This is a genomic window from Clostridium sp. JS66, from assembly GCF_033561535.1.
In the GTDB taxonomy this organism is placed as follows: domain Bacteria; phylum Bacillota; class Clostridia; order Clostridiales; family Clostridiaceae; genus Clostridium_AM; species Clostridium_AM carboxidivorans.
The window spans coordinates 4,451,006-4,463,575 of sequence record NZ_CP131467.1; the positions used below are offsets into that span (position 1 = coordinate 4,451,006).

The following is a 12,570-nucleotide window of genomic DNA, read 5'->3' on the forward strand; positions in this document are numbered from 1 at the left end:
AATTAAAATACTGTTCATATTAATAAATCTAAAAAGCACTAAACAATTCAGCTATAAGACATCTTCAAAAAATATCTGTCAAATATTGAACTTGTTATTTTCTTTCAAATGCCTAAATTAAACATTGCTATAATAGAAGCTATTATATTAAAGCATCCATGAAGTAACCAACTGGAAATAATAGATCCTTCTGATTGTTTTTCATTTATCCATCCCATTAAAAAACCTAAGAAGCCAGTGAAAAGAACTATAACTATTGTATAAAATAATGCTACTTTTGATATAAATAAAACTCCATGCATTGCCCCAAATAATAATCCTTGTACTATATTTCCTACTTTAAATCCAAACTTATGTATCAATCTTTTTGTCAAAAATCCTCTAAAAAATAATTCTTCTGAAAAAGATGTTTGTAAAAAAGCATAAATAAAAGCTGGAATTAATGCTGCTATACCTTGTCCTAAGAATTGATTTGTAGCCATAATAGATTTATCTACAAAAATTGGAATAACAAAAATTGATAAAATTATCAAAAACATAATTATCAGTATAAAAGTCATTAAATATTTAACTTTATTCTTAATAATAGGTTTTTTTATACCTAACCATTTTAACAATCCACATCTTTTACGATCACAAACTGCCCACCAAATAAAAGGAATAATTGAAAACATTAGTATTTGTAAAATGGAACTAATTAATAAATTAATAATTTGCATAGTATAACCTCCTTACAAATACATACTAAAAAAGAAACATGAATATAAAATATATCTAACCTTAATGTATCCTTAAATTCAATTATTCTAATGATATCAAAATCACCTGCAATAATGTTTTCACTCATTGTTATTAATAAGAATGCCAAAAACGTATTTCAAGGTATTGTGAAAAACTTTTTTAAAAATATAATTATATTGCTTACCTCTTGTAGAATCCTAACTTGTTAAATTCATACCATTCATCAATTTTTTCTACAGACTTAAGCTTTAAATACAGCATAATTTCTCTAGCAAATTCTAAAGAAGCTGTACCATTTGCAGTTATGATATCCGAATCACAAACTGCTTGTTTTTCAAGAAAATTGCTGTCACCTTTGTAGTGCGGCGCTTGTGACTTCAGATACTCTAGCGTATTGCCAGAATGTCTGATATTATCCAAATACCCGTTCTCTGCCATAAAATTAGCTGCATTACAAATTGCTGCTACTGGGATATGATGCTTTACGGAATACTCTACCACAGGTAAAATGTCATTATTTTTCTGTTCAATCCAAGCATAACCTCCAATTAAAAGCAGCATCTCGAAATTTTTAGGGTAATCACTTACATCATAATCAGGAATAATTCGAAAACCACCCATAGAAATTTTAGGTTCTTTATCCAAGCTTAAAGTTTTTACAATATAATCCGTTTCTGATTCATTAAGTTCTGAACAAATATAAGCACTTTCCCAATCTGCATATCCATTAAAAATAAACACAAGTACTTCTTTTTTCATTGTAACACTTCCTTTCTTAAGTATTGTACAATGAAAAAGATGACACCTATATGTCATCTTTATAAAGTTCATTTATTCTTTTTATTCTGATTTTTACTGCTTCTTTTAATTCAGGAGGAGCTATAACTTTAATTTTATCTTGCAGGCTGAAAATTAAATTAGAAGTCCATTCTAAATCAGAAACAGAAAATATAATCTGACCCTTATCTTCTGTACTGCTCATTCTATGAAAAAATTTCGCATCTATCTTATCTGTTAGGAAAAATTCATTAATAATATCATATTCTAGTATAACTTCAAACAATGGTTTCTGATTTTCTGAAGAAAACAGTCCAACACCAAAATCCTTTTTGAAATCTATTTTTTCAACTGTCTTATAATTAAAACTTGCATCCATAATTTTGTAAGCAGCAATCCTACTTACCTTAAACAATCGAAACTCCTGATTATCCTCACAAAAAGCATATAAATACCAATATGCTTGTTTAAAAACTAGTTTATGAGGATGAATGATTCTTACCCGCCGTGATCTTTTTGAAATATATTCTAGATAAATACATTTTCGATTTTTAATTGCTTTATACAAATTAGATACCTTTTCTTGTGTAATGCTGTCTTGAAACCATGATGACAGATCAATTACATAATCACTTTCTGAAAATACCATGCTTGTTTCTTCTGGGATTAGCTTTGCCATTAGATTGGTTAAATCATTACTTTCATCAATACTCATTAATCCATTAAGTGCAGTAAAAATGTTTTTTATATCATCCTTGGAAAGAATATTGTTTTTGAGTTTATATCCCTCAAGGAGAGATACCCCTCCACCAATTCCTGAATAGGCAACAACAGGAACTCCTGACTGATTTAGGGTATCCAAATCTCTAAAAATTGTGCGTTTGGAAACTTCAAACCTTTCCGCTAATCCTTGTATTGTAATCCGATCCGTATTTGCAAGGACACTTAAAATTCCCAGTAATCTATCAATCTTCACAATAACACGCTTTCTCCATTTCTAAAATTTTTTTCTTAATCTTATCCTTATTAATCCGAACTACTTTATCATTTAATTATACAAGTATTGGAATATACTAGATATGCTGGATAACACTATTAAACTCAAATTATCAAGTGATACTTTTCAAAGGATAACAAGTATTGAGGATAAATATGTGATTTCAATAATATTGTAAAATTAAACCTATAACTTTCTACCTCTACGTCTTTTGCAAGCCTAGATTACATTATCATAGTTTGATGAATTTTTTAATAATTATATAAGGGATTATATACTGGAGTTATTCTATCTTCGATATTTTCTGAAATAACTTCAGTTCCACCAATCAATAGTATATCAGCATTTTTTGATGTATTATTTTTAATAATATAGGTTACAGCATTATCTGTTGCATCAGAAGAGTCTTTATCCACTAATACAAGAGGTGCTGAATATTTTCCAGATATAGCAGAAGCTACAAGTGCATCTGCATACATATCATCTGGATCTGAAAATTGGGCACTTGCAATATACATTTTATCAAAATTTAAGTCTCCCCAAAATGCATTTAATATATTTAAGTTAGTAGCAAACCTATCTTTTCCTCCATCTATTCTTTCAGATGCCCCAAGAACATTATAAATTTTATCATTTATTACTTTATCAGTTCCAATAACTGTAGCTTTTGATTTATTTTCCTTTAAAAAGCTAATTGTTGATTTAATTGAAGTTTCATCATTATTTACTAATAATAATATTTCTCCTTTTGCAGCAGCTACCGGTGCTGCCGAAATTGCATCTGAAAATCCTTCACCAGAAACAGCTAAAACATTGTCAGGAGTAACACCTAATTCCACTAGTTTATTAGCCACTTTTACATTAGTTTCATATCTCGTAGTTCCACCTAACTCTATTATGTTGTATTCATTTTTAAGATTATCTCTTATTTTTTGAGAAATTGACCCAATCCCTCCAATAATATATATATTCTTTGGTTTTAATACATTAAGTGCATCTACTGCATCCTTATTTAATATATCAGATGTAGTTAAAAGTATTGGTGAATCTAATTTTTTAGCTAATGTTGAAGCACTTAATCCATCTGCATATCCTTCCCCTGATACTAGTACCACATCACTGGCATTTTTCCAGTTAGCCATATCAACTTTAGCAGCTGTACTATATCTATCATCTCCACCCATTCTAATTACTTTTCCCACAGCTGCTTTAACTGAATTAGTGGACAAGACTGCAGCTAAAATTAATGATGCAACTGCTGCACTTACAAGTGCATTTTTTACTTTAATTTTCATATTATATTCATCTTCCTTTCTAACCTTTTTTAATATTTGAATATGAAAAAATCTTTTAACTAATATATAAATATTATATATTTACCCAAATCATATTTCAAATATTAACAAATATGGTTAGAATCAAACAAACCTTAATTGAGTTAATTTTATAATTTTGGATAACTTTTACCTTCTCTTAATCTAAACATCTCTATTATTAAATTCATACAATCCAACCATTGTAAAGACTATAAAAATAATAATTGATATTATATACATATACATTGGACAATAAAAACTCATACTTCCAGCATTTAATAGTACTCTTCCAGGATAAGTCCAGGGAAACAGCATCCAATATTTAGTATTGTTAATAAGAATGGATGGAATAGAAAATGCTAAACCAACTCCTAGTGGTACAGCAATATTTTTAAATTTCATGCTTAAATAATATTGAACTCCTATAACAGGCAGAGAAGCTACAATACAAAGTATTGGTGCATATATTAGTTCCATTGGCATACTTTGATTACTTGGAGCTATAATTACCCCTGCAGAAATAGTAAGCAACATCAAAATAATAAGATTTAATGCTACTATAGCAATTGCCACAAATAACTTAGCTATATATAAATCACTTCTTTTTATAGGTAATGTGAGTATTCTTTTGAAATTGTCATCTGCATTTTCTATTCTAACTAAAATAGCTATAACAATAGTAATAAATAATGCTATAATAAATAATCCATAAAACATAGAACTTTGAGTATACACCTGTGACCATACATTTTGACCTTTTTCTGTAAAAAGCTCTTTATATCTTAAAAAGTTTGTAAAACCCAATATTACAAAAAACAGTGGAAGAAACATTACTATATTTAATATTTTTGAATGTCTCAACTTTAGTAATTCCACTTTAAATACATTTTTCATTTTATTTAACCTCCACTTTATTTAAATATAAGAATTATTTACTTAATATCTCTTTTATTAAATTCTATAATTCCTATTACAAGCCATAAGACACCAGATGCTATTCCAAAAAAAGCTGCCGTTTGTGCATCCTTATTTCCTTCTGAAGGCAGTGCTAATATCACATTAGCATAGGGAATTATATATGAAAGTAATTTACTTTGTGCAAACATATAAGCTCCTATACTCCCTGCAAAGCCTACAGCTGCTGATGCCAGCGAATTTTTCATGTAACAGCTTATAAATTGTTGAAAGCTTACTACACCTAGAACTGTACACATTTCTAATATTTTATATTTAAAAATCAATGTAGAGTCACCATTAATACCAAAGAAATTTTTTACAACCATTATGGATACTCCATTTAAAACTACTAAAATAATTGCAGCCATTAATACTATAATCCATTTTGATATGTAAATTCGTCTTCTTTCAACTGGTCTTGCTATTATTTGTTTCCAGGTGTTTTCGCTGTATTCCGTATAATTTACAATAACTGCTACTACAACAATAGACAAGTTTAGAAGTATAAACCACAATGTAGCAAGATGATTTTCATAAAGTAAAGCTTGAAGCTTACTATAAATTCCAATCTCAGCTAGGTGCTTTATATGATCATTTGACATTAAAAAACTAACCCTAATATGTAAATCTGCAAATAACATAGCAAATGAAAGAATCGGAATTAAAAAAACTCCCTTCCACAATACTGATCTTTTATATTTCATTAACTCAGATTTTAAAATTGATGTGAAGCTCATTTAATTTCTCCTCCTTCAGTAAGGTCCAGAAATATTTCTTCAAGTGACTTTTGCACTTCTACGAATTTGAATATTTTATTATCATCTAATACTAACTGCTTTAAAATATCATCTGCTTCCCTGCCTTCAGGCTTCAAGAAAATATCTTTATCTTTTAACTTAAATTTGCATCCATAATTATTTAATGTATTCATAGTACCCTGTAAATTCTTTGAGCCTATACAAATTTGCCCCTTACTTTTTGCATGTAATTCCTCAAGTGTTCCTTGAAACAATATATTTCCTCGATTTATAATACCAATGTCATCTGCTATGAGTTCAATTTCGCTTAAATTATGGCTGGATATAATTACTGTCATATCATAAAGCTTTGGAAGTTCCTTAATAAGTCCTCTTATTTCATGAATTCCTGATGGATCAAGTCCATTAGTAGGCTCATCCAATATTAAAAGTTCAGGTTTTGATATTAAAGCCTGCGCAATTCCCAATCTCTGCTTCATACCTAATGAAAATTTATTCACCTGTCTATTTTTCCATTCAGTAAGCTTTACCACTTCTAAAACTTCATCAATGTACTTATGGTCAAGTTCTAAAAGTTCTGCCGTTACCTGAAGATTTTCATAAGCTGTTAAATTTCCATAATAGGATGGTGCCTCTACCATAGAGCCCACCTTTCTCAAAATATCTATTCTATTTTTTCTCAAATCCATACCAAAAATCTTAACTTGTCCCTTTGTAGGTTTTATAAGTCCTAAAAGCATTCTTATAGTTGTTGATTTTCCTGCACCATTAGGTCCTAAAAAACCATAAACCCTTCCTTTTTTAACTGTTAAATTTATGCCATTTACTGCTTTAAAATCTTTGAATTTCTTTGTCAAATTTGCTGTTTCTATAATTTTTTCTGACATTCTCGCTCCTCCTTCAATTAAGTTATGTTTATATACTAAAGATCCAAGCTTAAATTTCATTTATGGTAACCTTAACGGAACCTTAAAATTTTTCTACTTAATTAAAAAATATATAAATAATGCTATAATTGTAGTGATTATAATTGGTGATTTAACTAGAATTGAACAATGTTATAATAGAAATTTGTTTAAAGGAAAAATAATACAAGGCACTAATAATCATGAAATAACTTTTATGATTTATTAATGTAATTTATGAAAAATAGGATAAAACGAAAGGAAGTGAATTTTAGCGAGAATGGAATATTTATTCTCACTAAAATATATATGTATAATATTTTAGATAGAAAAATCCTTTTAATTGATGATGAAATAGAACTATTAAAACTTATGGAAACAGTTTTAAAAAAGGAAGGCTTTAGAAGAATATCTAAAGCTGTAAATGGCACAGATGGCATAAAAACATGTAAGATGGAAAATCCAGATATAGTAGTTTTAGATGTTATGATGCCTGATATAGATGGCTTTGATGTGTGCAAACGCATTAGGGAATTTTCCTTTGTTCCAGTTATTTTTTTATCTGCAAAATCCGATGATGTTGATAAAATTCTTGCTCTTGGCTTAGGTGCAGATGATTATGTAACTAAACCCTTTAGTCCTAAGGAGGTTGCTTTCAGAATAAAGGCACATTTAAGAAGAAATATATACATAAAAAATGAATTGTCTTTAAAAGAAGATAAAATATCCTTTGGAGATATCGTTATTGATTTTCAAAAAGGAGAAGTATTAAAATTGGGCGAAAATATAGTACTCACCCCTAAAGAATATCATCTATTGTGTTATATGGCTCAAAATGCTAATCAAATATTAACCAAGCAAATGATATGTAACGAAGTTTGGGATGACGACTATGAAGGATATGACAACACCATAATGGTTCATATGAGAAAACTTAGGCAAAAACTAGAAGAAGATCCTTCTAATCCCAAACATATTATTACAGTTAAAGGACTTGGGTACAAGCTTCGTATATCAAAACAATAAGAATTTAATTATTATACGAAATTTACGCTTCTATTTTAAAAGTCCATTTTTATTTATAAAAAGTCCAATTTTGCTTTAACCTTTGAGGTGAAAATATATGAAAATTTTAAATAGAATCAAAACCAATTGGTCCCTCACAACAAAATTTTTAGCAACACTAGTTTTTATACTTATAATTGAATTCTTAATAAACTTTCTTTTTTTTAGATTCACAGTTATATATACCAAAAAAAATTTCAATACACTTAGTCCTAAAAATTTTACATTCAATTTCTCTGAATATATAGATTTTAAGGATAATAAGCCTTTTGTAATTGAAGATGGAAAAAAGCAAATTTCAGATAATAATACCTGGATTCAAATAATAGATGAAAATCTTAAGGAAGTCTACTCCTTTAAAAAGCCAAAGGAAGTTCCTTCTACCTATAAACCAATAGATATAGTTCATATTCATACCTATGATATAGCAAACAGTTCTGTATTTATAAGTGAAAAAAAGTATAATGACAAAAGTTTTACCTATATTATAGGCTTTCCTTTTAATCGTGTTGCAAAATATACTTTAACTTTTAATCCAAGTAAGATTAAAAGCTTTTTAGGAGGTGAATTTATTATTTTAATGGCTATAAACATACTAATTGCAATAGTAACCTCCTATTTTATATTTGGAAAAAGAATGGCTAAACCTCTTGATACTATAATAGATGGCATTAACACACTTTCTGAAGGGAACTATGAAATAAGCTATTCAGAATATGGAGTTTATAAAAACGTATTTACCAATTTAAATAATTTAAGCAAAATTCTTAAGGAAAATAAAGCTAAGAGAGAAGAAATGGAAAAAATGCGTGAACTCTGGATTTCTTCTATATCCCACGACATAAAAACACCTTTATCTTCTATAAAAGGATATTCTGAAGTCATGAAAGACCCTGATTACATTTTTTCCAATGATGAAATTGTTGAGTATTCAGAAATAATATACAATAAATCCTCATACATTCAAACTTTAATAGAAGATTTAAATTTTACTTACAAACTAAAAAATAAAGTAATTCCTTTAAAAAGAGAAAAAATAAATGTTACCCTTTTGCTTCAAAATATAATTATAAGCATTTTAAATCATCCCTGCTATTGCAATAGAAATGTAAATTTTCACTTTGAAAAAGAAAATATACAAGCTTTTGTGGATGAAAAACTATTTAAAAGAGCATTAAGTAATTTAATCTTTAATGCCTTAATTCACAATGATAAAAATGTTCAAGTGGATATATCCATTTATGAAAAAGAAAAAGTATATATTAAACTAAAGGATAATGGTAAGGGTATAGCTAAAAAAGATTTAGATTATATTTTTGAGAAATACTATAGAGGTACAAATACTAATACGTCAATTGAAGGTTCTGGCTTAGGCATGGCAATTTCCAAACAAATAATAGATGCTCATAGAGGCAATATATATGTAAAGAGTACTTTAAATAAAGGTACTACCATATGCATAATTGTGTAGTTTTATGTATTTTTATAAAAATTGGCAGCATTGTATGCAATGACATTTTGCAAGTCCAAGTCCAATTTAAACCTTATTGGCACCTAAATTGGCCTTTTATACATATATTTTTAGTATTTTTTGAAATAGTGAGTATATACTCTTGCAATTTTGTATTTATTTAATTATAATATACTTATGATAAATATAAATACGAGGTGAGGCTTATGTACATTGTTTCCGATTTTAAATTTCAATTAAATAAAACCAAAATTATTAATGCGGTTAAATCTTATTGCCAAACACCTCATTATGAGGAATTGAGCAAAATCTATGATAACTTACTTCCTACACTAAGAGAAATTTCCAAACCTATTGGTGTTTTTAAAATAGATAATCAAATTGGAGAAATAAATTCAACTGTAATCAATAAATGCTCCCATGTAGTTTATGCTTTAGTAACTATTGGAGAAGGTTCTGTAAAAAAAGTAGATAGTCTTTTTGAAGAAGGTAAATTTTATGAAGCTGTATTGTTAGATGCTATGGCTAGTTCCTATCTTTTTAGTGTAAGTTCAGAGTTTTTTAATACTATATATGAAACTGCCAAAGATATGAATTTAGGTCTTACTTGTAAAATTGCCCCAGGAGATGGAGAAATTGATTTAGAATACCAAAAAGATATAGTAGAGAAATTTGGTAATGAAGATATTCATGGCATAAGTATAATTGATAAGTACATGATTTATCCTTCAAAATCTATGTCATATGTATATGGTGCTGATAAAAGTATAGCTTTTAATCGTAAGGATCATTCCTGTGAAAACTGCTATAATAAATTTTGCACTATGAGAGATACTTCTGGCAGTGTCAAAGGTCCATTTCTAAAAGAGTCAAATTGTGCTTAAAAAATTCGAGAATGGAAAGTTTTTCCATTCTCTTTTATTATTTATTCATTCATATTTTTTAATTCAGCAATCATTTTATTTAACCTATTAACTACATCGGATACCTTTTCCATGGAAGCTGCAGTTTGTTTAACTGTACTATTTACTTCCTCAACACCTGTTGAAGTATTTTTTGATATTTCCGATACATTATTAATTAATTTTACAAGTTCATTTTTATTCTTATCTATATAAGAAACGTTATCCTTGTTACTTTCCACAGATGCTAAAATATTATTTATAGAACTATATATGTCACTAAAAATATTTCCTGTATTATCAACAGCATCATTCTGTACTTCTACTATACTTTTAACCTCTTTCATAAAATTCACTATGTTTTGTGATTCATGTTCTATTTCATTTATGAGCTTTTTAACTTCCACTGATGAAGAAGATGTTTCCTCCGAAAGCTTCCTTACTTCATCTGCTACTACAGCAAATCCTTTTCCAACCTCACCTGCTCTTGCTGCTTTTCTACTATAATTCTGCTATCGTTTACAATCATATCTTTGACAATTATTAAAAATACTCCTGTGGCAAAGGCATTCATTACAATCATTGGAATAGACAATGTATTGAACAATACTTGATTGGCTTCCATAAAAGGCTTTTCTCCTAGAATAGGCACTAAGATATGAATATGTATAACTTCCCAAAGCGCTATGAATATAGCCCATTTTGTAATACTTTTATTATCCAACTTCTTAAGAGTAAACTTGGTTTTATATACAATAATAGAAGCTATAATTCCAGATAAAACAGTTGAAGTAGTGCATCCTAAAGTAGTCCATCCTCCTAATCTAATGTATACCTATACACGCCTCCTACTATACCAACAAGTGTTCCTACTATTGGTCCTCCAATTATAGCTGATAATACTGCTATTGAATCCCTTACATTTGTCTTTGCATCACCTATTGTATAAGCATATTTTGAAGCCAAAATAATAGGAATACTAAAAACTATAGTTAGAAATATAGTTCCAATCATATCATTTTTTTGTGCTACAATAAGTCTTACTATCTTCATAGACCTGCTTATCAAATAAATAAATAAGACACATAATGCTATGAACATAAACATATTATGCATAGTACTAAAAATATTTGCTAACATCATGAAAAATCCCCCCGTCATTTTTCTATTCTTTAGCTTTTCAATGAACTATATAATATCCATTAAATAAATACTTCTATAAAAATTTTCTAATTCCTTCATAATAAATAATTTTCACACTATTAAAGCTTCATTTATCTATGTATTTATTTTTTATATATTATTTATCTTTTTTAGATGATAATGCTTTTTGTACTTCATCTATTAGAGCATCTTCATCAAAAGGTTTTATTACAAATCCTCTTGCACCTAATTCTATTGCTTCTTTTATAAAAGCCTTTTGTCCCATTGATGAACATATAATTACTTGTGCTTCAGGATCTATTTTCATAATCTCCTCTAAAGCTTCTAATCCTGTCATTTCATTCATCATTAAATCCAAGGTAACTACATCAGGCTTTAATTCCTTATATTTATCTATAGCTTCCCTTCCATTAGCTGCTTCTCCCAATATATTTATTTCATGCTTATTAAGTATTTTTGTTATTAAATGTCTCATGAACATAGAGTCATCCACTATTAGTACACCCATAATAAAGTTTTTCTCCTTTTGTCTTGTAGTTATTTCTCACTCATAATTATTTTCGCAAACTTGCACTATAATCTTTATATAATTTTAAAACAAATTTCAAATATTTTCAAATACTACTTTTTATCCAATTATAAGCAATATTAGTAGGCCATTAACTATTCTTTTTTTAGCATTTTTATGTTACAATCTATAGTATCGCAGTTATTAACCAATAATTGTAAGCAAATGGAGTGATAAAAATGGATAATTTAATAACCTGTATAATTGGAGCCTTTCAAATTACCCTTTTGGATATAGTTCTTAGTGGTGATAATATAGGTGTTATTGCTTTAGCCACTAAAGATTTACCTGAAAAGTATGCAAAAAAAGCCTCTGCTATAGGAGTTTTTGCTGCAGTTCTACTAAGAATTGTATTCACATGCTTTATGACATATATTCTTTTAATAGAATGGCTCCCTATTAAACTAGTTGGAGGTATACTCCTCACAAAAATAACTTGGAACTTTATAAAACCAAGCAGCGAAAGCGAAAATGCACGTGTAAGCTCATCTAATAAATTTATTGGTGCTATATGGAGTATAATTATAGCAGATGCTACCATGAGTTTAGATAATGTTCTTGCCATTGCAGGCGCAGCTGATGGTAACATAGTACTTGTTATATTTGGACTTATACTTAACATACCTATTATATTTTGGGGGAGTCAATATGTATCAAGTTTAATGAAAAGATATCCTATTGTTACATACATAGGAGGCGCAATTCTTGCTCACACAGCCTTTAAAATGATTTTAGAAGACAAACTTATTTCATTTATACCTAATGTATTTGGAGTTATAATTCCCAATGCAGCTGCAATTTTAACTATAATTTATGGACTTTATATTATAAAAAAACCAGTACACATTCATTAATAAAACTAAAAAATCCTATAATTTAAATTATAGGATTTTTTACAGATTGTTCAAGAACCCAGCACTTTTAAAAGTGCTGGGTAAAATTATCGATT

At 28.3% G+C, this 12,570-nt stretch carries 14 protein-coding genes and 1 pseudogene; 4 read left to right on the forward strand and 11 right to left on the reverse strand.

Features of this window, described 5'->3' with window-relative positions; all coding sequences use genetic code 11:
- Positions 1-104 precede the first annotated feature (104 nt).
- The 7 genes from Q6H37_RS20645 to Q6H37_RS20675 all read right to left on the reverse strand — a co-directional run bounded on the left by Q6H37_RS20645 (position 105) and on the right by Q6H37_RS20675 (position 6,433).
- Positions 105-719: a CPBP family intramembrane glutamic endopeptidase gene (locus tag Q6H37_RS20645; RefSeq protein ID WP_318736054.1), complete on the reverse strand. Its 615-nt coding sequence runs from the start codon at positions 717-719 to the stop codon at positions 105-107.
- Positions 720-921: 202 nt separating this feature from the next.
- A complete protein-coding gene (locus Q6H37_RS20650) occupies positions 922-1,500 on the reverse strand; it encodes a type 1 glutamine amidotransferase family protein (RefSeq protein ID WP_318736056.1) in 579 nt (192 codons plus the stop codon).
- Positions 1,501-1,546: 46 nt separating this feature from the next.
- Positions 1,547-2,494, reverse strand: a complete 948-nt coding sequence (locus tag Q6H37_RS20655; protein WP_318736058.1) for a YafY family protein — start codon at positions 2,492-2,494, stop codon at positions 1,547-1,549.
- A 272-nt stretch (positions 2,495-2,766) separates the two neighbouring features.
- Complete coding sequence (locus Q6H37_RS20660; protein ID WP_318736060.1) at positions 2,767-3,810, reverse strand: cell wall-binding repeat-containing protein; 1,044 nt, start codon at positions 3,808-3,810, stop codon at positions 2,767-2,769.
- Positions 3,811-3,993: 183 nt separating this feature from the next.
- Positions 3,994-4,725 (reverse strand): ABC transporter permease, encoded by a 732-nt coding sequence (locus Q6H37_RS20665; protein WP_318736063.1) that lies wholly within the window; start codon positions 4,723-4,725, stop codon positions 3,994-3,996.
- Between the two features lie 38 nt (positions 4,726-4,763).
- Positions 4,764-5,525: an ABC transporter permease gene (locus Q6H37_RS20670; protein WP_318736066.1), complete on the reverse strand. Its 762-nt coding sequence runs from the start codon at positions 5,523-5,525 to the stop codon at positions 4,764-4,766.
- The gene (locus Q6H37_RS20675; RefSeq protein WP_035774136.1) at positions 5,522-6,433 is read right to left on the reverse strand and encodes an ABC transporter ATP-binding protein; all 912 of its coding nucleotides are present in this window, start codon (positions 6,431-6,433) and stop codon (positions 5,522-5,524) included. Before Q6H37_RS20675 ends, Q6H37_RS20670 begins: the two co-directional genes overlap by 4 nt.
- A gap of 327 nt (positions 6,434-6,760) precedes the next feature.
- On the opposite strand from Q6H37_RS20675, the gene Q6H37_RS20680 reads away from it, so the two are divergent.
- The 3 genes from Q6H37_RS20680 (at position 6,761) to Q6H37_RS20690 (ending at position 9,871) form a co-directional block, all read left to right on the forward strand.
- Entirely contained in the window at positions 6,761-7,477 is a 717-nt protein-coding gene (locus tag Q6H37_RS20680; protein ID WP_318743088.1) for a response regulator transcription factor, read from the forward strand.
- 97 nt (positions 7,478-7,574) lie between these two features.
- A complete protein-coding gene (locus Q6H37_RS20685; protein ID WP_318736074.1) occupies positions 7,575-8,987 on the forward strand; it encodes a HAMP domain-containing sensor histidine kinase in 1,413 nt (470 codons plus the stop codon).
- A gap of 206 nt (positions 8,988-9,193) precedes the next feature.
- A complete protein-coding gene (locus tag Q6H37_RS20690; RefSeq protein ID WP_318736076.1) occupies positions 9,194-9,871 on the forward strand; it encodes a 5-methyltetrahydrofolate--homocysteine methyltransferase in 678 nt (225 codons plus the stop codon).
- Between the two features lie 41 nt (positions 9,872-9,912).
- On the opposite strand, the pseudogene Q6H37_RS20695 reads toward Q6H37_RS20690, so the two are convergent.
- The 4 genes and pseudogenes from Q6H37_RS20695 to Q6H37_RS20710 form a co-directional block, all read right to left on the reverse strand.
- A pseudogene (locus Q6H37_RS20695) lies at positions 9,913-10,326 on the reverse strand (chemotaxis protein); the annotation flags it as partial.
- Positions 10,327-10,343: 17 nt separating this feature from the next.
- A complete protein-coding gene (locus tag Q6H37_RS20700; protein WP_318743090.1) occupies positions 10,344-10,718 on the reverse strand; it encodes a LytS/YhcK type 5TM receptor domain-containing protein in 375 nt (124 codons plus the stop codon).
- The gene (locus Q6H37_RS20705; RefSeq protein WP_318736078.1) at positions 10,709-11,032 is read right to left on the reverse strand and encodes a LytS/YhcK type 5TM receptor domain-containing protein; all 324 of its coding nucleotides are present in this window, start codon (positions 11,030-11,032) and stop codon (positions 10,709-10,711) included. Before Q6H37_RS20705 ends, Q6H37_RS20700 begins: the two co-directional genes overlap by 10 nt.
- A 157-nt stretch (positions 11,033-11,189) precedes the next feature.
- Positions 11,190-11,561 (reverse strand): response regulator, encoded by a 372-nt coding sequence (locus Q6H37_RS20710; RefSeq protein ID WP_318736080.1) that lies wholly within the window; start codon positions 11,559-11,561, stop codon positions 11,190-11,192.
- A 239-nt stretch (positions 11,562-11,800) separates the two neighbouring features.
- Here Q6H37_RS20710 and Q6H37_RS20715 point away from each other — a divergent pair, with 239 nt between their 5' ends.
- Positions 11,801-12,475, forward strand: a complete 675-nt coding sequence (locus Q6H37_RS20715) for a TerC family protein (RefSeq protein WP_318736083.1) — start codon at positions 11,801-11,803, stop codon at positions 12,473-12,475.
- The last annotated feature ends 95 nt before the right edge of the window (positions 12,476-12,570 follow it).